Annotated in this window: 22 protein-coding genes; 15 read left to right on the top strand and 7 right to left on the bottom strand. The window is 59.9% G+C overall.

Features of this window, described 5'->3' with window-relative positions:
• Positions 1–253: 253 nt before the first annotated feature.
• Positions 254–964, top strand: coding sequence for a helix-turn-helix domain-containing protein (locus ACIOWL_RS20095; RefSeq protein ID WP_400389389.1), 711 nt, complete (start codon positions 254–256; stop codon positions 962–964).
• Positions 957–1,826 (top strand): Fic family protein, encoded by an 870-nt coding sequence (locus ACIOWL_RS20090; protein WP_400389386.1) that lies wholly within the window; start codon positions 957–959, stop codon positions 1,824–1,826. Before ACIOWL_RS20095 ends, ACIOWL_RS20090 begins: the two co-directional genes overlap by 8 nt.
• Before the next feature lie 4 nt (positions 1,827–1,830).
• Here the strand turns inward: ACIOWL_RS20090 and ACIOWL_RS20085 are convergent, their stop codons facing one another.
• The 5 genes from ACIOWL_RS20085 to ACIOWL_RS20065 form a co-directional block, all read right to left on the bottom strand.
• Entirely contained in the window at positions 1,831–2,460 is a 630-nt protein-coding gene (locus ACIOWL_RS20085; RefSeq protein WP_400389383.1) for a TetR/AcrR family transcriptional regulator, read from the bottom strand.
• Between the two features lie 32 nt (positions 2,461–2,492).
• The gene (locus ACIOWL_RS20080; RefSeq protein WP_400389380.1) at positions 2,493–3,812 is read right to left on the bottom strand and encodes a phenylacetate--CoA ligase family protein; all 1,320 of its coding nucleotides are present in this window, start codon (positions 3,810–3,812) and stop codon (positions 2,493–2,495) included.
• A 33-nt stretch (positions 3,813–3,845) separates the two neighbouring features.
• Positions 3,846–4,292 (bottom strand): hydroxyphenylacetyl-CoA thioesterase PaaI, encoded by a 447-nt coding sequence (gene paaI / locus ACIOWL_RS20075; protein ID WP_400389377.1) that lies wholly within the window; start codon positions 4,290–4,292, stop codon positions 3,846–3,848.
• 116 nt (positions 4,293–4,408) lie between these two features.
• The gene (locus tag ACIOWL_RS20070; protein WP_400389375.1) at positions 4,409–5,422 is read right to left on the bottom strand and encodes a GNAT family N-acetyltransferase; all 1,014 of its coding nucleotides are present in this window, start codon (positions 5,420–5,422) and stop codon (positions 4,409–4,411) included.
• Between the two features lie 40 nt (positions 5,423–5,462).
• Entirely contained in the window at positions 5,463–7,625 is a 2,163-nt protein-coding gene (locus ACIOWL_RS20065; protein WP_400389373.1) for a S9 family peptidase, read from the bottom strand.
• Between the two features lie 202 nt (positions 7,626–7,827).
• On the opposite strand from ACIOWL_RS20065, the gene ACIOWL_RS20060 reads away from it, so the two are divergent.
• The 9 genes from ACIOWL_RS20060 to ACIOWL_RS20020 all read left to right on the top strand — a co-directional run bounded on the left by ACIOWL_RS20060 (position 7,828) and on the right by ACIOWL_RS20020 (position 15,515).
• On the top strand, positions 7,828–9,294 hold the full coding sequence (locus tag ACIOWL_RS20060) for an amino acid ABC transporter substrate-binding protein/permease (RefSeq protein WP_400389371.1): 1,467 nt from the start codon (positions 7,828–7,830) through the stop codon (positions 9,292–9,294).
• Positions 9,291–10,046, top strand: a complete 756-nt coding sequence (locus ACIOWL_RS20055; RefSeq protein ID WP_400389369.1) for an amino acid ABC transporter ATP-binding protein — start codon at positions 9,291–9,293, stop codon at positions 10,044–10,046. Before ACIOWL_RS20060 ends, ACIOWL_RS20055 begins: the two co-directional genes overlap by 4 nt.
• A 245-nt stretch (positions 10,047–10,291) precedes the next feature.
• On the top strand, positions 10,292–10,714 hold the full coding sequence (locus ACIOWL_RS20050; RefSeq protein WP_400389366.1) for a DoxX family protein: 423 nt from the start codon (positions 10,292–10,294) through the stop codon (positions 10,712–10,714).
• A 166-nt stretch (positions 10,715–10,880) separates the two neighbouring features.
• Positions 10,881–11,867, top strand: coding sequence for a 1,2-phenylacetyl-CoA epoxidase subunit PaaA (paaA, locus tag ACIOWL_RS20045; RefSeq protein WP_400389363.1), 987 nt, complete (start codon positions 10,881–10,883; stop codon positions 11,865–11,867).
• Between the two features lies 1 nt (position 11,868).
• Entirely contained in the window at positions 11,869–12,159 is a 291-nt protein-coding gene (gene paaB / locus ACIOWL_RS20040) for a 1,2-phenylacetyl-CoA epoxidase subunit PaaB (RefSeq protein ID WP_400389361.1), read from the top strand.
• Complete coding sequence (paaC, locus tag ACIOWL_RS20035; RefSeq protein ID WP_400389358.1) at positions 12,156–13,016, top strand: 1,2-phenylacetyl-CoA epoxidase subunit PaaC; 861 nt, start codon at positions 12,156–12,158, stop codon at positions 13,014–13,016. The genes paaB and paaC overlap by 4 nt, the downstream gene beginning before the upstream one ends.
• A 40-nt stretch (positions 13,017–13,056) precedes the next feature.
• Positions 13,057–13,554: a 1,2-phenylacetyl-CoA epoxidase subunit PaaD gene (gene paaD, locus ACIOWL_RS20030; RefSeq protein ID WP_400389355.1), complete on the top strand. Its 498-nt coding sequence runs from the start codon at positions 13,057–13,059 to the stop codon at positions 13,552–13,554.
• Positions 13,551–14,711, top strand: a complete 1,161-nt coding sequence (gene paaE, locus ACIOWL_RS20025) for a 1,2-phenylacetyl-CoA epoxidase subunit PaaE (RefSeq protein WP_400389352.1) — start codon at positions 13,551–13,553, stop codon at positions 14,709–14,711. The genes paaD and paaE overlap by 4 nt, the downstream gene beginning before the upstream one ends.
• 18 nt (positions 14,712–14,729) lie before the next feature.
• Positions 14,730–15,515, top strand: coding sequence for an enoyl-CoA hydratase/isomerase family protein (locus ACIOWL_RS20020; protein WP_400389350.1), 786 nt, complete (start codon positions 14,730–14,732; stop codon positions 15,513–15,515).
• 291 nt (positions 15,516–15,806) lie between these two features.
• Here ACIOWL_RS20020 and ACIOWL_RS20015 read toward each other — a convergent pair whose 3' ends face one another.
• Complete coding sequence (locus tag ACIOWL_RS20015; RefSeq protein ID WP_400389347.1) at positions 15,807–16,259, bottom strand: Lrp/AsnC family transcriptional regulator; 453 nt, start codon at positions 16,257–16,259, stop codon at positions 15,807–15,809.
• Positions 16,260–16,485: 226 nt separating this feature from the next.
• Here ACIOWL_RS20015 and pdhA point away from each other — a divergent pair, with 226 nt between their 5' ends.
• From pdhA to ACIOWL_RS19995, 4 genes are all read left to right on the top strand, one after another.
• On the top strand, positions 16,486–17,649 hold the full coding sequence (gene pdhA / locus ACIOWL_RS20010; protein WP_400389344.1) for a pyruvate dehydrogenase (acetyl-transferring) E1 component subunit alpha: 1,164 nt from the start codon (positions 16,486–16,488) through the stop codon (positions 17,647–17,649).
• A gap of 1 nt (position 17,650) precedes the next feature.
• Positions 17,651–18,733, top strand: coding sequence for an alpha-ketoacid dehydrogenase subunit beta (locus ACIOWL_RS20005; protein WP_400389341.1), 1,083 nt, complete (start codon positions 17,651–17,653; stop codon positions 18,731–18,733).
• A gap of 1 nt (position 18,734) precedes the next feature.
• A complete protein-coding gene (locus ACIOWL_RS20000) occupies positions 18,735–20,171 on the top strand; it encodes a dihydrolipoamide acetyltransferase family protein (protein WP_400389338.1) in 1,437 nt (478 codons plus the stop codon).
• Between the two features lie 227 nt (positions 20,172–20,398).
• The gene (locus ACIOWL_RS19995; RefSeq protein ID WP_400389335.1) at positions 20,399–21,385 is read left to right on the top strand and encodes a hypothetical protein; all 987 of its coding nucleotides are present in this window, start codon (positions 20,399–20,401) and stop codon (positions 21,383–21,385) included.
• Between the two features lie 12 nt (positions 21,386–21,397).
• On the opposite strand, the gene ACIOWL_RS19990 is transcribed toward ACIOWL_RS19995, so the two are convergent.
• A complete protein-coding gene (locus tag ACIOWL_RS19990; protein ID WP_400389332.1) occupies positions 21,398–22,252 on the bottom strand; it encodes a phosphatase PAP2 family protein in 855 nt (284 codons plus the stop codon).
• Positions 22,253–22,307 lie beyond the last annotated feature (55 nt).

The following is a 22,307-nucleotide window of genomic DNA, read 5'->3' as shown; positions in this document are numbered from 1 at the left end:
TGGTCGAAATATGTTTAACACTGTCCGTGCCTGCCTTTGACTTTAATGACGTTTGGGTTGAGTTTAATTACACGATCATTGGTATCAATGAGTGGTGTTGGCTATCTATCGGCGCAATTTCTAAGACATCGATAGCCTCGGAACCACGGAAAGGAGGGTGTTAGCCGCACCATCAGGCAACAAAATTCTGTTGCGTATACGCAATTATTTTAGATTCGTTGCATTTACGCAAAGCTGGGAGTAGGGTAGCACCATGCAGGAAATTGTCCGGCTTATCAATGAATCGGGGCTCTCAAAAAGTGCAATCGCACGCAGGGCTGGTGTTTCGACCTCGACCGTTACCAGAATCGTGGCCGGCGAGCTGGATCCGACCATCGGAACAGCTACGAGATTGATTAATGCCTTGGGCTACCAGTTCCCGTCCCAGATGCCTCGGCTGTGCGACACCCGAGCCGTTCATGCCGCGCGGAGTCTGATCATGGAGGAACAAGCGGAGGGTTACTGGGTTGAGACCTTAGACCGATGGGCCTGCACTATCTCCGACCTGGTGCTTACCGCGGGACAAGCAGCGCCGATTCTACAGCGGCCCGAAACTGTGTCGATTAGAACCTCATGGTCACCACTGCGCATTTTTGGTGCAGTGTCTGCAGCCGGCACCCGCTACGTTGCTAGTGGTTGGGCGGCGGCAGTTGCCTATGGTGTGCCGGACGCTACCCAAAACCCGTTGGTGATCTACGTTGACGGAGGAGCGGCTGCGCTGGGATTGGCTCTCCCGCATGACCCGAACGGCGGGCGCGAGGTGTGTATTCTTCCCTTTGACGGTGTCAGCGAGCAAGGTGCACAGGTCTCGGATGGGGTTTCCTGGGCGGATTCCTACCAAGTGGTCCTCGACTTATGTGCGGATCACCGAACCGAGGAACTTGGGCTTCGGATGCTGAGCAGGCTGGAGGAATCACGTGGCTAAGAATTCGCGATTCAACCGGCGCTCTGATCAATACCAAAAACAGCACAAGCCAATTGTTGGAAACTCCGCATCTTTGCTGGAGCCTGTTCTCTCCCCGGCACCGCCGCGCGACATGGCCAGAGAAGTGGCTACTGGGATCTCATGGGACTCAACAGCGATCGATTGGACCCTGTTGCAGAAAAGTGCACCTGAGCGTGTGTTGGCGCGCTTCAAAGCTGTTCTACCAGCCCACGTATGGGATGCTGCGGCTTTGGAAGGAAACACCTTCACATTGCCTGAAGTTCAAACACTTTTAGAAGGCATCACGGTCGGCGGCCGCCGGCAAGATGAAGCAGAGCAAGTTTTGGCATTGGCTGAATCATCTAAGGCCCTGGCGCACATGGTGCGGCATGGGAAATTTGTCATGGACCGGCCCACCATTAATCAAATTCACCACCTCGTGGCACGCTTTGAAGCTTTGGACGCGGGTATGTTCCGCGGAGAAGGGCCTACCCGCGGTGGTGGTCTGGTAAACCTCGGTGGACAGGGAGAATATCAAGCAACCAGCTCTGCGGATGGGGGAGCCGATTTACGCAAGGAGTTCGACTCGGCCATCGTGTATTTGAGTTCTGCTGAGCTTCATCCAGCGGAGCGAGCCATCGCCTACTTCGGCATCGGAGCCTTTCGGCAGTTCTTTTTCGACGGGAACAAACGCACCTCGAGGTTGATGATGAATGGCTGGCTTATGGCCCAAGGGTACGATGCGATTTCTATTCCAGCGGCTCGCCGGTTAGAGCTGAACCAGCACCTGATAAGCATGTACACGGGGAAGGATGCCACCGGGCTCATGAATTTCATCGTTGACTGCCGTCCGCGCCCTTAGCTTTCTAGGACGTGGGCTCCGGCGGCTGGGTGTGCAGCCCGTTGAACAGCAAGGAGATCGCCTGATTCTCCAGGGTGATGGCATCGATCACACCGTCGAGCCGATACCAGTCCACCACCGAGTTGATCATGCCGAACAACAGGCGGGCGGTTGCGCGCGGTTCTAAGTCCTCGCGCAACTGCCCTTCACTCTGCGCCAAGGTCACCAGCGCGGAGAGCTCGCGGTCCATCTGGCGGCGACGCTCCAGGGCCTTGCGCTCCAGCTCGGTATTGCCGCGCAGGCGCAGCAACAAGGTCACATACGAGCGTTTGGCAATCAGGATGCGCACGGTTGAACGCAAAAAGAACTCCAGGCGTTCGTCCGCGTTGCCAGCATGCTGGCGTACCTGCTCGATCATCGATTCCAGCGGGATGAGTGCCTCATCCAGTGCCAGGCGCAACAGGTCTTCCTTGGAGGGGACGTGGTGGTAGATCGCCGACTTGCTGATTCCCAGTCGGTCGGCGAGCTTGCCCATCGAGGTTGCATCGTAGCCGTACTCGTTAAACGCCTCGACGGCGATCTGGAGCACGGTTTCCTGGTCGTAACCGGGACGGCCGCGTTTGACCGGTGGGGTCACTGCTTGGGTAGATTGCATAGTTCCTCGATTATTTCACGTCCACCCGCGAATCAGTTGTTACGCAGGTCGTAGATGCGCTTGAGTTTGCCCATTGAACGCTCAAGGGTCTCCGGGTCCACCACGTCAATCGCGCAGGAGGAGCCCACATGGATCTTGATGAGCTTAGCCAAGGCCTTGGCGGCGTTGGCCGCATCATCCGCCGAGGCATCGGCGCGGCGTTCAACCTTCACTGCCAACTGGTCCATCCGATCCGGGCGGGTGAGCACCAGCTGGAAATGCGGGGACAGGGCCGGCACCTTCAGGATCAGTTCTTCGATCTGGCTTGGGAAGAGGTTCACACCACGCAAGATGATCATGTCATCGCTGCGCCCGGTGATGCGACCCATGCGGCGGTGGCCCGGTCGATCGCTGCCCGGCATCAGGCGGGTCAGGTCGTGGGTGCGGTAGCGGATGATCGGCAGCGCCTGCTTGGTCAGCGAGGTGAAAACCAGTTCTCCGTGCTCACCGTCTGGCAAAACCTTGGACGGGTCGTAGGCATCCAGGATTTCCGGGCGGAAGTGGTCCTCCCAGATGTGGCTGCCGTCCTTGCGTTCGCGCGATTCGCCGGCCACGCCGGGGCCCATCACTTCAGAGAGGCCGTAGATGTCGCAGGCGTCGATGCCGAACATCTCTTCCAGCTCGTGGCGCATTTCCTCGGTCCACGGTTCCGCACCCAGGACCGCCACCTTCAACGAGGTGCTGCGCGGGTCGACACCCATACGCTGCATGGCATCGCCAATGGTCAGCAGGTAGGTCGGGGTGCACAGGATTGCATCCGGTTCGAAGTCTTTGATCAGGGTGATCTGTTTTTCGGTTTGCCCGCCGGACATCGGGATCACGGTGGTGCCGAGCCGTTCGGCGGCGGCGTGGGCGCCCATGCCGCCGGTGAATAGGCCGTACCCGTAGGCGTTGTGGACCTTCCAGCCCGGCTTCACCCCGGACAAACGCAGGCAGCGGGCTCCGAGCTTCGCCCAGTCATCCAGGTCCTGCTGGGTGTAACCCACTACGGTCGCGCGGCCGGTGGTGCCGGAGGATGCGTGAATCCTGGCCACCTCATGCTGCGGAACGGCGAACATTCCGAACGGGTAGGTCTTGCGCAGGTCTTCCTTTTCGGTGAAGGGGAAGATCGTCAGGTCGGAGAGCTCTTTAAGGTCATTGGGGTGCACTCCGGCGGCGTCGTACTTTTCTTTGTAGTACGGCACCTTGTTGTAGGCCAGGTGCAGGGTCTCTTTCAGGCGAGTGAGCTGGATCGATTCGATCTGATCGCGGCTCATGGTTTCTTCGGCATCCAGCGGATTCGGCAGGCTGTCGCGGTCGATGTTCTGTGACATGCTCGTACTTTCGTGTGGTGGTGGCGGAAAAGGCTAGCGGCTCTTGGGTTTGGGGATGGTTCGTGAACGCCCGCGGAATTCTGCCACCGTCTCGGTTCTCCCGTTGGTGCCCGGTTGGGTGACCGTGATGTCGTAGATACCGCTGCGACCCTGTTGCGAAACTCGGCGGGCCGAGGCGGTCAGCAGGCGTCCGGGAATACCTGGCTTGAGGAAGTTGATATCAACCCCTGAAGCAACGGTGATGGTTTCTTCCGAACCTTCCGGGGGATTGCAACTCAGGGCGAATGCGGTGTCGGCCAGGGCGAAGATCATTCCACCGTGGGCGATGCCGAAGCCGTTGAGCATTTCTTGCTTCAGCTCCATGGTGATCACTGCCTGGCCATCACTGACATTGAGCACCTCGATGCCCATCCATTGCGTGGCGTAGTCATTCTCGAGAATTGCGTGGGGTAGCGGGTTCTCGACCTGTGTTTCGCTCATGGACTTCCTTCACCGAATTATTTACCGAACGATCATTAGGTAATAACAAAATGTGAGGCAAGTCAAGTTCTAGGGGTGAATCGTCTGCGAAAAGGTGGGGATCGCGGGGAAAAGTCTTAGCCGCCGAAAATCCGTTGGTGCAGCTCTAAGATGAACGGTTCCTTGATCCGGTTGTAGTCCATCATCAAGCCTGCGTCGGCATCCGATGCCGCCAACTGCGCGGCGGCGCGGTATTTGATCGCGGCGTAAGCTTCCCTGTCGGCGGGGTGGGTGCGCAGATGATCACGGAAGAGGAGCATCCGGAGGAATTCCGGACTTCCGGCGCTGAAGATATGAATGTTGGCGTCGGCCAACCCCGCGTCCGGGGACGGCTTGAACATCCGGTGTTTGTACCAGCCAGGTTCACGGTGCCAGAAAACCAGGCCCGCGGCCCGCAGCTGCGGGACATAACTCGACTCGTCGTCGGCATCTGGAACCAGCAAGGCCACATCGATCAGTGACTTGGCCGGCAGGCCCGGCACCGAGGTTGAACCGGTGTGTTCAATGGCCAACGCGGTTGATCCCAAGGCTGTGCTGAGGGCGGCATGAATGGTTGTGAAGTCTGCTGGCCACTGCGGTTTGGGAGGAACAATTTTCACCAGTCCGCGCAGCAGCTGGCCGTCGACTGCCTCATAGGCGGGATCGGTCTCCGGTTGCCCGGAGAGCAGCGGGAGAAAGGGAAGGGTGCACAGGAACCGTGGGTTCGCCGGCCAACGCGGGTCGGTGGCGCTGGTGGTCACCACGCAACCCAGCGCACGGTAAAAATCCACCGCGTCTGCGTCGGTGGTGGCCCAGATGCTGCGCTGGTGCTCTTGCTGCAATCGAAGCATCAGTGCAGAACCCAGGCCCTGGTGCTGGAATTTCTCACGTACGGCGAGGTATTCAACGCGCAGGCTGTACTCGTCGTGCAGCGCATAAGCTGCCAGCGCTATCGGTTCGTTCCCGGGGGAGAACTCGACGAGGACCTGCAATTGCTGGCAGTGGTCAAAAAGTGCTTGGAGGGCGGCTTCATCCGCCGGGTCGGCGGCCAGCGCCAGGAGTTCCCGTACGGCCTGATGGCCGCGATAGTCCGAGATGTGTATGTGGCGCATGGCCGCCTTCCGGTAGCTGTTGCAGTGATACGGCGGTGAATTATCGGGTCATGAGTTCACGGCAGCCCAGCGCGTCCAAAATGAACGCGTAGTCCCACGCCCGCGACTTCCACGATTCATACCGGCCCGACGCACCGCCATGGCCGCCGTCCATTTCGGTTTTCAGCACTATCTGCTGATCCCCGGTGGTCAGCTCGCGCAGCTTCGCGACCCACTTGGCTGGTTCGACATACAGCACACGGGTGTCATTCAACGAGGTCACTGCCGCGATCTTTGGATAGGGCTGCGCGCTCACGTTTTCATAGGGCGAGTAGGACTTCATGTAGCGATACACCTCCTCGTCCTGGATGGGGTTGCCCCACTCCTCCCATTCGAGGGCGGAGAGCGGAAGCTCCGGATCCAGGATCGAGGTCAACGCGTCGACAAATGGGACCTGCGCCACGATGGCGGTATACAGCTGCGGAGCCATGTTGGCGATGGCGCCCATGAGCAGGCCGCCGGCCGAGCCGCCGAGCGCGACCAGGCGTTGCGGGTCGGCCCAGCCGGAATCCACCAGGTAGTTGGTGGCATCGATGAAATCGGTGAAGGTGTTCTTTTTGTGCAGCTTTTTGCCCTGTAGATACCAGTCGCGGCCCAGCTCTCCGCCGCCACGCACGTGGGCGATCACAAAAACTACTCCGCGATCCAGCACACTGAGCCGAGGGATCCCGAAACCCGGATCCATGGAGGCTTCATAGGAGCCGTAACCATAGATCAGCACCGGGTTGGGGACCGAGGTGTCCAGATCCGCACGGCGCATGATGGTCAGCGGGATCCTGGTGCCGTCGGCGGCCACGGCCCACTCGCGGGTGGAAAGATAATCCTTGGCGTTAAAATCATTCACCGGTGTCTGCTTGCGCAGCACCAGCGACTGGTCTTCCAACCACAGGTCGTAAACCCGCGCCGGGGTGAAGTCCGCGGTGTAGCCGATGCGGATCAGCGGAGCTTCAAGGGAGGCGAAGGTGGGGGAGGCGGTAAACAGTTCGTCGTCAAAAGCAGGTTCCAGGGCTGCTTGCTGCGCGTCGGTGCCCAGCCCGTCCAAGGCGATCAGCTGGACCCGCTCGCAGGTCTCACGCCGCACCGAAAGCACCAGGTGGGTGCTGGTCACCACGGTGCCTTCAACCTTGACGGTTTGCTGGTGTTCAACCACGGTGCGCCATTGTGCGGGTTCGGTATCCGCGCCAAGCTGTCCCAGCTCGGCTAGGGAAACCATATTGTTCGGAGCCTGATGATCGTGGGTGATGATTGCCTGGCCGGCGGCCCCGGGCAACAGGTCCACCCCGTGCAACAGGTGCAACGAACGCGGAACCAGCAACTGGACCTGGGCTTGGGAATCGGTGAGGTCCAGCACGCTGGTCTCGGAATATTCAGAGTTGCCGCTGGAGATCAGCAGTTTGGTCCGGTCGGCGCTCACATCGAATCCCAACCACATGCCGGGATCATTTTCCTCATACACCACGGTGTCGGTGGCTGGATCAGTACCCAACACGTGGGCCTTGAGTTGATGGGGCCGCCAGGTCTCGTCAACCACCACGTAAAACACGGTGGAGGAGTCCGGGGAGAACGCCAGACCGTAGAACACCCCCTCGATGACATCGGGGAGCAGTTCGCCGGTCTGCAGATCCTTGACGTACAGCGTGAAACGTTCGTCTCCGGCCGTGTCAATGCAGTAGGCCAGCAGGTTGCTTTCCTCATTCAGGCTCATTCCGCCCAATGCAAAAAACGACTGGCCTTCGGCAAGCTGATTGCCATCCAGCAGCACCTGCTCGGATTCCAACGGAACCTGCGGGTCGATGACCGGTGGGGTCCAGTCGGCCTGAAGATCCCCGGTAGACTCCGCCTTGACCCGGCTCTGGATGGTGTAGGGTTTACCCTCGACCGAGCGGGTGAAGTACCACCAACCGCGTCGTCGGGTGGGAACCGACAGATCGGTTTCTACGGTGCGTGCCTTGATTTCCTCGAAGATCGCTTGGCGCAGCGGCTCCTGGTCGGCGGTTACCTGATCGGTGTAGCTGTTCTCCGCGTTCAGATGCTCCAAGACCTGCGGGCTGGTTTTATCCCGCATCCATTCATAGTCATCGGTGAAGGTATCACCGTGGAAGGTACGGGTGACTGGAATTTTCGCGGCGATCGGCGCGCTGGCGGTAAGCGGTTCTGGAGTCATATACCTATTCAATCCCACCGCCGCTGTGTTTGGCAGGCTACTAAGCTCAGCGCGGACAGTGCGCCGCGCATCAGGGACAGACACGTGCCGATCAACGGACAGGGTACCGACATGGGCGGATTGGTCATAGGCTAGCAATCAGAGTGAATCAATCTGCCCCATGGGTTACTCGCCCTTCATCATGAGAAAGCGATTGAGATAAGTGAAAAACACATACACACCGGCCCGGACAGGTCGCCTTACCCGGTGGATTGCCGGAACGGCTATCGGTCTGCTGGCATTGGTTCTCGGCGCCCCGGCTTCCCAAGCCCAAGGCACCGAGAGCGTTGAGGGCCAGACCTACGTTATTGGCACCGACACCACATTTGCCCCGTTCGAATTTCGTGAAAACGGGGAACTGACGGGTATCGACATGGATATCCTGCAGGCAATCGCCGAGGATGAAGGGTTTGACGTCGAGGTCCGCTCCTTGGGATTCAGCGCGGCGTTGGCTGCGTTGTCCGCCAACCAGGTGGATGGCGTGATTGCCGGGATGTCGATTACCGATGAACGCAAGGCCATCTACGACTTCTCCGAGCCGTATTTCGAATCCGGCGTGCAGATGGCCGTGGCCAAGGATGACGAAACAACCACCGGCTACGATGCCCTGCAGGGAAAAACTGTCGTTGCCAAAACCGGTTCTGAAGGCGAGACCTACGCCAAGTCGATCGCAGACCAGTACGGTTTCACCGTGAAATCACTGGATCAGTCGGCGACCATGTATGAATCGGTTAAAGCCGGTTCCGCGGTGGCGGTTTTTGATGATTACCCGGTTCTTGCCTACGGCATTGCCCAGGGCAATGGCTTAAAAACCGTGACCGACAAGGTTCCCGGTGGCTCCTATGGCTTCGCGGTGAACAAGGGGGAGAATACCGCCCTGCTTGCCGCGTTCAACGACGGATTGGCGGAGCTGAAGGCCAACGGCGAGTACCAGCAGATTCTGGATAAGTACCTGGCTGACCCCACCGCCGCTGTTCCGAGCAACTTCTTTGATCTCGTGGTCAAGTCCTTCCCTGCACTGATGACCGGGTTGTGGAACACCCTGCTGGTTACCGCGATCTCCTTTGTGGTTGCGATGATCCTCGGCCTGGCCTTTGGTTTCTTGAAGATCGCCAACAACATTGTTTTGCGTGGCATCGCCACCACGTTCATCAGCATCTTCCGCGGCACACCCCTGCTGCTGTGGGCCTTCATGTTCTACTTCGGCTTGCCGCAGCTCACCGGGTGGGACATCAGCGTTTGGACCGCCGGTGTGTTGACGCTGTCGCTGAACTCCGGCGCCTATGTGGCGGAAATTGTCCGCGGCGGTATCCAATCGGTGGATCCCGGCCAGCTTGAAGCCTCGCGCTCCCTGGGGTTGGGGTATGGCAAGTCGATGCAGAAGGTGGTTGTTCCGCAGGCTTTCAAGATCATGACCCCGTCATTGATCAACCAGCTGATCATCATGTTAAAGGATTCGTCGTTGCTGCTGGCTATCGGTTTCACCGAGCTGCTGTACCAGGGCCAGCAGATCTACGCGGCGAACTTCCGAGTCACCGAGACCCTGCTGATCGTGGGCTTCATCTACTTCATCGCCATCACGGCCCTGACCAAATTGGCTAACTACGCCGACCGGAGGTTCAACAAGTGAGCACCGCAAGCGAGACAAACTCGCAGGTAAAAATTCAGGTCACCGACCTTCACAAGTCATTCGGATCCAACAACGTGCTCAAGGGCATCGATTTGGATATCCGTGAAGGCGAAGTGGTTTGCGTGATCGGGCCCTCGGGTTCCGGTAAATCCACTCTGCTGCGCTGCCTGAACAAGTTGGAGGACATCACCTCCGGCACGGTGGTGGTTGACGGTTTTGAGCTGACCGATCCGAAGGTGGACATCAACGAGGTTCGCCGCCACGTGGGAATGGTGTTCCAGCACTTTAATCTTTTCCCGCATATGTCGGTGGCGGAGAACATCATGCTGGCTCCGGTTGAGCTGAAAAAGATGGACCGGACCCAAGCCCGGGCGAAGGCACTGGAACTGCTGGAGCGAGTGGGGCTTCGGGAGAAGGCGGATGCCCGCCCGTCCTCGCTTTCCGGCGGACAGAAGCAGCGTGTGGCGATTGCCCGTGCGCTGGCCATGGCCCCGGGAATCATGCTTTTTGACGAGGCCACCAGTGCCTTGGACCCGGAGATGGTTGGCGAGGTGCTTCAGGTCATCAAGGAATTGGCTGATTCGGGAATGACCATGGTGCTGGTGACCCACGAGATGGGCTTCGCCCGCGAGGTGGGGGACCGGGTAGTTTTTATGGCTGATGGTGTGGTCTGCGAACAAGGCAAACCGGAAGACCTGTTTGGCAACCCGCAGCAGGAACGTACCAAGGACTTTTTGTCTAAGGTGCTATAGGAGCGCCGAGGCCATATGGCCTCCGCGTTGCTGCCGAGGTATTTCCTTCAGCCGCCCGGTCAACAGTTGTTGCTTGTTGACCGGGCGGTTTTGCTGTGTGCGGACTTAATCACAGGTGCGACATAGAGAATTATCATTGAAGCTTCAAGTTATTTGGCTAGGGTTGATGGTGAGTTGTTACGAAGCCGCTCATCCCCGATGCAGAACTGATGGAGATTGAAATGACCACCCGAAACAACCCGACAATGACTTCTGTTGCACTGCTGGTGCTCCGTGTTGTCCTGGGGCTCATCCTCGTTGCCCATGGATGGCAGAAATACTTCCAATTCACCCTGCCGGGTGTCACCGCCTCGTTTGAGCAGATGGGAGTCCCGCTGGCCGCGTTGGTCGCTCCGGTAGTTGCCACGCTTGAACTTGCCGGCGGCATCGCCCTGATCCTGGGTGTGGTGACCCGTGTTGCGGCAGGCCTGCTTGCGCTGGATATGCTCGGTGCGCTCTTTATGGTGCACCTCCCGGCGGGGCTTTTTGTTGACAACGGAGGGTATGAACTGGTGGCGATCCTTGGTGCCGGAGCCGTTGCCCTGGCGCTGGCCGGGCCCGGTGCATATTCCGCGGACCAGTTGATCTTCGGGCGGAAAGCCGCTGCCAAGCAGCTGGTGAACGCCTGATTGTTCCACGAATCGACGCCCCGAGAGAATTGCTTTCGGGGCGTCTTTTTTGTTGATCGGACAGCTTTTGTTGGTCATGTTCCCGCGCTCGTGTTGACGTGACAGATCCCACTCTGACATACTGAACGAACGGTCAGTATGTAAATATTTTTCAGTGAGGTGAACCATGGCCCCGACCACACCGCAGGAGCCGGGACTAAGTGCCGTCCCAAGCTACGAAGAAGAGCAGTCCCAGGCGCGTTTTGATGCCCTGATTGGCAAGGACTCGCGTATTGAACCACGCGACTGGATGCCAGATGCCTATCGCAAAACCTTGACCCGCCAGGTCTCCCAGCACGCGCATTCGGAAATCATCGGAATGCAGCCAGAAGCGAACTGGATCACCCGCGCTCCATCGTTGAAGCGCAAGTCGATCCTGATGGCCAAGGTCCAGGACGAGGCCGGTCACGGCCTGTACCTCTACTCCGCCGCCGAGACCCTGGGCACCAACCGCGATGAGCTGAATGACCAGCTGCTGACCGGTCGCGCCAAGTACTCCTCGATCTTCAACTACCCGGCACGCTCCTGGGCAGACATGGGTGCCATCGGTTGGTTGGTTGACGGAGCGGCAATCGCCAATCAGGTGCCGCTGTGCCGTGCGTCCTACGGACCCTATGGACGAGCCATGGTACGAGTCTGCAAGGAAGAATCATTCCACCAGCGCCAGGGCTTCGAGATTCTGCTCTCGCTCTCGCGCGGCAGCGAAGCCCAGAAGAAGATGGCGCAGGATGCCGTCAACCGTTTTTACGAGCCAGCATTGATGATGTTCGGCCCGCCAGATGACCAGTCGCCGAACTCCAAGCAGTCAATGGCCTGGAACATCAAGCGTTTCTCCAATGATGAACTGCGTCAGCGTTTTGTCGGCATGATCGCCGAGCAGGTGAAGGTGTTGGGCTTGACCCTGCCGGATCCCGAACTGCGGTACGACGAAGAAAACAAACAGTGGATCCACATGGATCTGAACTGGGACGAGTTCATGGCAGTTATCAAGGGCAATGGCCCAGTTAATGCGCAGCGTCTGGAACGTCGCCGCGAAGCCCACCGCGAAGGTGCCTGGGTCCGCGAAGCCGCCGCAGCATACGCCGCCAAGCAAGTACAAAGTGAGGTTGCCTGACATGAGCCAACAGAGCAATTGGCCCCTGTGGGAAGTTTTTGTCCGTTCCTCCCGAGGACTCTCGCACGTGCACGCCGGATCGTTGCATGCACCGGACGCCCAGATGGCGGTGCGCAACGCCCGCGATCTGTACACCCGCCGCAACGAGGGAGTGTCCTTGTGGGTAGTGAAGTCCGAGGACATCATCAGCTCCGACCCGGACGAAAAGGACTCATTTTTCGAGTCCCCGCAGGGTAAGGACTACCGCCACGCGACCTATTACAAGGCCAGCGAGGGAGTGAAGCACCTGTGAACCACGACGAACTCGAAGCCGAATTGGACAGCTTCGGTGATGCATTGGCCTCGGCCACGCGTGTGACCCCCGGAAACGCCCTGCGCCCCGAAGACATTGCCGTTGACGGCCTCAAGCCCAGCGATGAAATTGCCCGGTACACGTTGACCCTGGGTGACGACGCGTTGATCCTGGCTCAGCGGCTTTCGCACTGGATTTCCCGGGCGCCGGAGCTGGAAGAGGATGTCGCCCTGGGCAACATCGCCCTCGACCTGCTGGGACACGCTCGCTCCTTCTTGACCTACGCCGGACTGGCCTGGGACAAAACCGAAGACGACCTGGCTTACTGGCGCGACGAAGAGGAATTCACCTCCTTGTGGATCGTCGAGCAGCCCAATGGCCACTTCGGGGTCACCATCATCCGCCAGCTGATCGTCTCGATTTTCCAGCACCTGCTGTACTCCAAGCTGACCGAATCGGGAGACGAGACCCTCGCGGCGATCAGCGCCAAGGCCGTGAAGGAAGTGGACTACCACCGCGACCACGCCATCCAATGGACCGTGCGCCTAGGACTGGGGACCGAGGAATCGGCGGCCAAGATGCGTCATGCGCTGGAAATTCTCTGGCCATACGTGGACGAAATGTTCACCGACCTCCCGATGCACCGCGAACTAGATGGTGTGGCTGTGCTTCCTTCTTCCTTGCGCGCCGCCTGGGAAGAGGAAATCACCGCGGTCCTCGCCGACTCGGGACTGGAAATTCCAGCCACCGGACAGGCCATGGCCAATGGCCGCGGTGGAGAGCATTCCGAGCACCTCGGGTTCATCCTGGCCGAAATGCAAGTCCTTGCCCGCAAGCACCCCGGTGCCAGCTGGTAGCCACCACCCAACCCTTTTCGCCCGCTAAGGGGGAGCAGTCTTGAGCAACCTGATCACCAACACCGAAGATCTGTTCGCCATCGCCTCGAAGGTCACGGATCCTGAGATTCCCGTGCTGAGCATCGCCGACCTTGGAATCCTGCGTGAAGTCCAGCAGGATGAGGACGGCCAGATCCATGTGGTCATCACCCCCACCTATTCGGGGTGCCCGGCCATGGACGTCATCACCGAGGACCTGTACCGGGTTTTCCACGACGCCGGCCACGAACAGATCGATATTCGCTTGGTGCTCACCCCCGCCTGGTCAACTGACTGGATGACCGCCGGTGGCAAAGCCAAACTGGAAGCCTACGGCATCGCCCCGCCCACCGGGCGGGGCCATGCCGGACGCGTGACACTTGGCATGAGCGTCAAGTGCCCGCGCTGCCACTCGCTGAACACCCGCGAACTGGCCCGCTTCGGGTCGACTTCCTGCAAATCGCTCTACACCTGCAAAGACTGCCTGGAACCCTTCGACTACTTCAAGGTGCTCTCATGACCGACCAAACCACACCAACTCGTCGCCGCGCCGCCTTTCACCGGCTCACCGTTTCCAACGTCCGCCGGCTGACCAAGGACTCCATTGAGGTGACCTTCGAGGTTCCCGAGCAGTTGAGCGACGAGTACGACTATGTTGCCGGGCAGTATGTTGCCCTGCGCAAAGAAATCCCGAACGCGGAAGGCGAGCTGCACGAGCTGCGCCGTTCCTACTCGATCTGCGCCGAACCTACCGGCAATGAGATCAAGGTTGCCATCAAACGCGACCTCGGTGGCCTCTTCTCCACCTGGGCCAATGAAAACCTGAGCGCAGGTGACCAGATGGATGTGATGAGCCCTGCCGGAGCTTTCATCTCCAAGCACCGGCTGACCGAGATCAACGACCCGTCCCAGATCGACACCACCGCCCAGGACCGTTTTGTGGCCGTGGCCGCCGGGTCGGGGATCACCCCGGTGCTGGCCATCGCCCGCACCATCCTGTCGGCCAATGAGCACACCCGCTTCGATGTGATCTACGCGAACAAGGCCGCCATGGACGTGATGTTCTTGGAAGAACTGGCCGACCTCAAGGACCGTTACCCCTCCCGGCTGGCCCTGCACCACGTGCTCAGCCGCGAGCAGCGCATCTCGCCGTTGCTCTCCGGGCGAATCGATGCAGAAAAACTGTCAACACTGCTGCAGACCGTTGTCCAGGCACCCAACGTGGACGAGTGGTTCCTGTGCGGCCCGTTCGAGCTGGTCCAGCTGGTCCGCGACCAGCTGGCCGGCATGGAGATTCCCGCCGAGAAGGTTCGTTTCGAACTGTTCACCACCGGTGAGCCAAGCAAACCGCAGGGCAACATCGGCCGCCCGGTCACCATCGACGAGGATGAGGAAAGCTACGAGATCAGCTTCACCCTCGACGGCCTGCAAGGCGAGGTCAAGTCCCCGGTACGAGCCAATGAGACCGTGCTGAACGCGGCTCTGCGCGTGCGCCCGGACGTTCCGTTTGCCTGCGCCGGTGGGGTGTGCGGCACCTGCCGCGCCAAGGTCACCTGCGGCACCGTCACCATGGCTGAAAACTACGCGCTGGAACCGGACGAGGTCGAGGCCGGTTATGTGCTGACCTGCCAGTCGCACCCAACCACCGAAAAACTCAGCGTCGATTTCGACGCCTAGACGCGGTAGGACACATTCATGATTGAACTGAAAATTGCCGATTCGATTGCCCGGGTGGTGCTGAACGCACCGAAGAAGATGAACTCGCTGGACGAGGCGGCGCTCGCCGAATTGTCCGAAGCCTATGACACCGCTGCGGCGGCCGTTCAATCCGGTGAGGTCCGTACCCTGGTGCTGACCGGTGAGGGTCGTGGCTTCTGTGCCGGGCGTGACATCTCCGGGGTCAACCCGGCCGATGATGACGTCATTGGCTACCTTGAAGGCAAGGTGCAGCCATTGCTTGAGAAGATGTCCAGCTTCCCGGCGCCGACCTTCGCTCTGGTGCAGGGCGCCTGCCTGGGTGTAGGGCTGGGCCTGGCCGTCGCCACCGACGTCGTGTATGTGGCCGAGAATGCGAAAATCGGTTCACCGTTCGCCAATCTGGGGGCAACCTTGGACTCCGGCGGGCATTGGTTGTTCACCGAACGGCTGGGGGCGCACCGCACCCTGGACATGATCTACACCGCGGAGCTGATCTCCGGGGCCGAGGCGGTACGCTCGGGCTTGTTCTCCCGGGCATTTCCTGCCGAGGAACTGACTGCACGCGGCGAGGAGATCATCCTCAAGGTCGCTGCGGGCGCAACCCAGGCATTTGTCGCCTCCAAACAACTGGTGGCGGAAATCCGAGACCAACGTGTGGGGTTGTGGAACTCAATGCGCACCGAAAACCGTGCGCAGGCGGCGCTGTGCGACACCGCCGACTACGCGGAAGGCTTTAAGTCATTCCAAGAAAAGCGTCCGCCGGTTTTTACCGGCAAGAAGTAAATATGTAGCAAGCCAAGCGCCCGCCAGTTCGATTCTGGCGGGCGTTTGGCACCTCTGCCACCGGATGCGCAGGTGCGCGTGAAACGAAAGCCTCAGGCCCGTGCTGGGGCTGCTGGCCACGCCGAAGCGTGAAGTCGTGTCTGCAGCATCCGGGTACAACGGGTGTTTACGATCGTTTGCTCAGTGGACCTGACAAGCTGTGCGCCTGCCCGTGCTGTTTTCGCACACCAACGACAAAACGTCCACCAGAACGAATCCGGTGGACGTTTTGTCTTTGACGGGCCGAGGAATTTAACGGGTGTCGGTGTCCTCGAAAATCAGCAGCGTCTGGGTATCGATGACTGTCGGCAAGGCCTGGAGTTCTTCGAAAACCACACGTCGCAAATCAAGATTGTCCTTGGCGCGCACCAAAAGAATCACGTCGAAATTCCCGCCAACCAAACCGATATGGTGCACCTCCGGGATTGCCGCCAGATGATCACGCAACTCCCGCCACGAGTGCTGCCTCAGCCTCAAAGTCACGTAGGCACTGGCTTTGAGGCCGGTTTTCACCGGATCAATCACCACCGTATACCGGGTGATCACCCCGGCATCTTGCAACTTGGCGATGCGTGAATAGGCGTGGGCTCGGGAAACATGGACCTTCTGGGCCACCGCTGTGACGGATTGCCGCCCGTCGCTGGTGAGTTCGGCCAGAATTGCGTGGTCAACATCATCCAGTTTCAGTTCCGCGTCGGCGGCCATTAATTCTCCTTTTAAACGGGACGGACGAGTCATCGTCAAACTCATTTTCTTGAAACGAATCGTCTATGAGTATACGTATCTCATGCTCAACTTTCCATGATTCTCATCGAGACTGGATACAGATTGCCACTGATACGCATAATTGTTTGCAAATGTTGTTTGAGTGAAGCCAGTCACAGAGCTACGTGACGCAGGACCTTCGCAGCACTACGAAAGGTGGGAGAACATGAGCACCGACGCACACGCGGACCGCATGAGTGAAGTCAGCAGAAAATTCGGAATCACCCCGGAAGACTACATGTTGCCAGCTCGGCACATGATCAACCTTTTGGACCCAGATGGAAGCCTGCGTCCACAGGACAAACAGGGAACCGAACCGGGACACGAATACCCGTTGCCGAGCCCCGCACGGCTGATGGAAGCCTACTCGGCACTGGTGACAGGCCGGCGTGTTAACGACCAGAATTCCGCCTTGGTCCGTCAGGGCCGTATGGCCGTCTATCCTTCAAGCCACGGACAGGAGGCCTGCCAGGTAGCCGCCGCGCTGTGCCTGGAAGAAGGCGACTGGCTGTTCCCCACCTACCGCGACACCGTGGCGGTGCTGACCAAGGGGGTTGCGCCGATGGAGGTGATGACCAGCTTCCGCGGTGAATGGCACTGCGGGTATGACCCCAAAGCCTACAACTGCGCACCGATGGCCACCCCGCTGACCACCCAGCTGCTGCACGCCGTGGGTGTTGCCCACGCGGCCAAGCTGCGCGGCGAAAATACGGTGGTGGTCGCGATGTGCGGTGATGGCGCCACCAGCGAGGGAGACTTCCACGAAGCACTGAACTTCGCCGCAGTGTTCAACCTCCCGGTGATCTTTTTTGTCCAGAACAACAAATACGCCATCTCGGTACCGTTCTCCCAGCAGTCTGCGGCACCGTCCCTGGCCCACAAGGCCGTGGGTTACGGCATGGCCGGCGAACGGGTGGACGGCAACGACCTCATGGCGCTGATGGCCGTGATGACCCGTGCCGTGCGTTTGGCTCGTGAAGGCAACGGCCCGCTGCTGGTTGAAGCCCATACTTACCGGATGCAGGCGCACACCAATGCAGATGACGACAAACGCTACCGCGAAGACGCGGAAGTCGCCGAGTGGAAAGCCAAGGACCCGGTAATCCGGCTGCAGTCCTACCTCGACGATGCGGGGCTGCTGACCGAGCAAGCCGCGGCCGAGATCACCCAGAAGGCTGAAGCGGTGGCCAAAACCCTGCGAGATGGAATGAACCAGGACGCGAACACCGATCCGCGTGAACTGTTTGAACATGTTTTTTCTTCAAAGACCCCGCAGTTGGCCGAGCAACAGGCAATGCTCGCCGACGAACTAGCCCGTGAGGAGGCCTAGCATGACTACCACCACTTCGCGTGTGAACCCGAACGTCTCCGACGCGACCGCCCGTGCGGCAGCCAAGGCAGCGACCGAAAACCAGCCGGTGACCTTCGGCAAGGCCCTGAACACCGCCCTGGCCGATGCCTTGAGCGCGGATCAGTCGGTGGTCATCTTCGGTGAGGACGTGGGAACCCTCGGCGGTGTCTTCCGTATCACCGATGGGCTCACAGCCCGCTTTGGCTCCGAACGCTGCTTCGACACACCCTTGGCCGAGTCGGGCATTGTAGGCATGGCCGCCGGCATGGCAATGAACGGGATGCGTCCGGTGATCGAAATGCAGTTTGATGCCTTCGCCTACCCGGCTTTCGAGCAGATTGCCTCCCACGTAGCCAAGATGCGCAACCGCACCCAGGGGCGCCTGCCGTTGCCGATGGTCATCCGTATTCCTTATGCCGGCGGTGTCGGTGGCGTGGAGCATCACTGTGATTCCTCCGAGGCATACTATGCCCACACCCCGGGCTTGAAGGTCTTCACCCCGGCGACCGTGCAAGATGCCTACCTGATGCTGCGCGAGGCCATTGATTCCGAAGATCCGGTGGTCTTTTTCGAACCCAAGAAGTTGTATTGGTCCAAGGAACAGGTGGATCTCGAAGCGCTCGCCGCGCAATACGAGGCGCGCAAGGCCGCCCGTACCGAAGGCGTAGCGCGGATTGCGCGGGCCGGCTCCGACGCCACCCTGATCACCTACGGACCGAGCGTGTCCACCTGCCTGCAGGCGGCCAAGCTGGCCGCCGAGGAAGGTATCAGCCTGGAAGTCATTGATATTCGCACCATCGTGCCATTTGACGACGAATCGGTTGCCGCCTCGGTCCGCAAAACCGGGCGCGCCATCGTTGTGGCCGAAGCCCAGGGTTTCGCCTCGGTCGCCAGCGAAATTGTAGCGCGTGTGCAGGAACGGTGTTTCCATTCGTTGGCCGCCCCCGTGCTGCGCGTGACCGGCTTCGACATTCCTTTCCCGGCGCCAACGCTGGAGAAATACAACCTGCCAAGTGCCGAACGCATCTTGGACGTCGTCGATCAGCTTCAGTGGGAGGCTTAAATTGAGTATCAAAACGTTCCTCCTGCCGGACTTGGGCGAAGGGCTCACCGAGGCGGAGCTGGTGCGCTGGATGATCGCCGAAGGTGATGCGGTGATCGTGGACCAGCCGATCGCCGAGGTGGAAACCGCAAAATCATTGGTGGAGATCCCATGCCCATTCGAAGGTGTGGTCTCGACCCTGCATGGTGATGCAGGACAGATGATGCTGGTAGACGAACCTTTCATTTCGGTGAACACCGCGGGGGACCAGCCAACGGAAGAAGCACCTGCCCCGGCTGAACCAGTCGAGGGCGCGTTGTCCTACCGCGACGAGGAACTCGCCGGAACCCAGAAACCGGAAGACACCGACGAGGACGAGGGCAGCGGAAATGTACTGATCGGTTACGGCACCGGGGCATCGAAACCCAGCTCCAGCCGTCGGCGCCGGCCGCGCAGCGGAATCACCACCGCGGCGGCTTCCAGCGAGACCTCAACCCAGGCCGTGCGTGTCATCAACCCGCTGGTACGCAAGCTGGCCAAGGAACACTCCATCGACATCCGCACGGTCCGCGGAACCGGCCCGGAAGGGCTGGTGCTGCGCGCCGATGTTGAGGCTCTCTTCGGGACCCACCAGCAGCCGGCCGATGCACTTGCAGCCCCAGCGGTCGCCACCCCGGCAGCCGCCGCAGCGCTGGTGGCTGTCCCCGCCGTGGACACCGCAGCTCAGAGCGGTGAAACCGATAAACGCACCGGACTGCCGGTAGCCTCCAGTCAGATGCTGTCAGGGGTTCGCAAAACCATTGCCACGGCCATGAGCACCTCGCGCCGCGAAATCCCCGAGGCCACGGTGTGGGTGGACGTGGATGTGACCAAGCTGCTCAAACTGCGTGGCAAGATCAAAGAAGCTGCGGGCCAAGCCCCCAGCATCATGGCATTGATCTCCCGTTACGCCGTGGCAGGCCTGCAACGATTCCCTGAATTGAACAGCCGCATCGAGGTGCTGGCTGATGGCTCGCTGCGCCATACCGTTTTCGAGGGCGTGAATCTGGGATTCGCGGCACAAACGGATCGAGGACTTGTGGTTCCGAACGTGCGTGGAGCCCATAAACTCAACGCCAACGAACTCTCGGCCGAGTTCGCCCGGCTGGCCGGCATCGCCCGCGAGGGCAAGGCCGGTGTGTCCGAGCTGTCAGGCAGCACGTTCACCATCAACAACTACGGCGTGTTCAACGTGGACGGCTCCGCGGCGATTATCAACTATCCCGAAGCGGCCATCCTCGGCCTGGGACGAATCGTTGAGAAGCCGTGGGTGGTTAATGGAAAAATCAAGGTTCGTTCCATCTGCGAGCTGACACTGAGTTTTGACCACCGGGTCTGCGACGGCGGTACTGCCGCAGGATTCCTGCGCTACGTTGCCGATGCGATGACCGATCCGAAAAACGCCCTGGCAACCCTGTAGCCAGGTGCCGCAAGACCCCACGGTGAGCCGGTGAAGTCCGGTGGCCGTGGGGTCTTTCTAAACCCCTAAGCGCTCGCTGATTCAGAGGCTTAATTGGCAAGTCATGATCCATTTCTTAGACTTGAGATGGACCGCCAGGGTGCCGTGCTTAATAACGAGTAGGGTGCCGAAGCCGAAAGGAGCCGATCATTTCCACCGAACGTGTAGAGGTTAGAAGCCGCCGAGCAGTGCTGATCTTGCTCTTTGTGCCCATCGTGGTCATCGTGGCAACGCAGCGGATCTTGGGGCCCAACCTGCCAAGCATCACGGCAACCCACTGGTCGGATAGTTCCTACCCGGACGGGTTCACCGACAGTTCGGTGCTGTTCACTGCATCCATCACCTTCGCGGTCATTGGCGGCTTGGTTGGCTGGGGTGCCCTGTTCTTAACTCGTAAACCCCTGGCGTTGCTGGGCCTGCTTTTTGTGGGAAGCCTGACCGCCTGGACCACCGCAGGCGTGTATGTCTCAAGCTCGGTTCCCACCGCGCTCGCCGGGGACCCTACGCAGGCCGTTTCCGGGCCCTGGATTGTTGCGAGCATCCTTGCCACCGTGATTAGTTTCGTGCCGCTATGGCTCTGTGGAGTTTTCCAGCAGTACCAGCAAAATCGGCAGAACCGGCGTCGTGAGTATGGCGCCCAGAACCTCAACAAGCCCGTCAAGCCACAGGCCGAAGTCCCGGGCGCAGCGGCAACCGTCCCTATAGACGGGTTCAACGTCACCATGAATGCACCGTGGTGGTTGTGGTTCCTGGGGATTTTCACTGCGGGCTTGGGCGTTTTTATGCTTGTGATGAGTGCAGGCGAAGGTGGCGACGTGGTCAGCCAAATCATGGGAATCGCCGTTATTGTGCTGCTCACCCCGCTGGTACTGGGCATAGCCCGGATCCGTGTGACGATTTCCAACGGGAAGCTTCGAGTGGCCAGCGCCGTATTGGGGTTCCCGCTGCGCACCATCGAGGTTTCTCAGATGCAATCGGTGATTTCCGAAGAAATCCAGCCGATGGAATGGGGCGGTTGGGGATGGCGATTTTTCCCGGGCGGCTCCGCTGTGGTGATGCGCCGCCACGAAGGTCTGGCGGTTGAGCTCAAGGACAAACGCCGGTTCGCCGTCACCATCCCGGACTCAGCCCGGGCAGCCGCCCAGCTCAATGCGTTGATGGCGCAGGGGCGCTAACCGCCACGCGTTTCAGCTGCGGGTCGGACCGATCACCATGGAACGAAGGACCAGCCCGGAGAAAAGGGATGCGGTGACCACATGCACAAGACCCAGGACCGCATAGACCGCCAGCAACAGCTGAGGAACCTTTTGGATATGCGGGTGGGGGAGCACGTATGAAAGCATAATAACCAGCACCCAGAGAACGAAGCTGGCTACTCCCAAGGTTCGCGACCAACTGGTTCGGTTCACCTCGCCGCTCAGCGGCTGAATCCGCTGCAGCAACGCCGCGGCGACAATCATCCAGAACGCGGCGACCAAAAAGCCGGCGGCAATATCGCTGGGGCGGTGCCAGCCGCACACCAAGGTAGCGACGCCGGTAACCGTGGCGAAAATCCAGGCAACCGGCTGAACCACCGGGCGCAGCCGAGGCGGCGAAATGAGATACATCAACCCCATAGCCGCGGCCGCGGCGGTGGTGTGCCCCGAAGGAAAAGAGTTTCCGGCCGTCCCGAAGTTGAAGTCCGGGCGCACCAGTAGCTGATGTTTGAGGACCTGTGTGGTAGCCATGGCGGCTCCGGCGGCCGCCAGGGCAATCAAGGCACGCAGGAAGCTGCGGTCGCGGATCACCCGGTAGAGCAGGAAAACTGCGGCGATAATGCCGCAAATCATCGGCAACAAATCCAGGAAACGGCGCACCGGATTTTGCAGGTCTGTGGAAGGCCACCATTGGGACCAGACCACAAAACCAACCTGGTCAGCCCACTGGCCGGCACGTAGCTGAACAAAAAAGACGTATTCGATCACGAAGAGCGCCAAGAGCAGCAACAGCCCCCACCACCACTGCACGTGGTGTGGCTTCGGGGCGGCGGAATGGCGACTCATATCTCTAGACTGTCATAACTCACGTGTTTCACGGCATGCATTCGGTGTGTAACCA

It is taken from the genome of Glutamicibacter sp. NPDC087344, from assembly GCF_044744225.1.
In the GTDB taxonomy this organism is placed as follows: domain Bacteria; phylum Actinomycetota; class Actinomycetes; order Actinomycetales; family Micrococcaceae; genus Glutamicibacter.
This window is presented reverse-complemented; position numbering and strand designations above follow the sequence as displayed.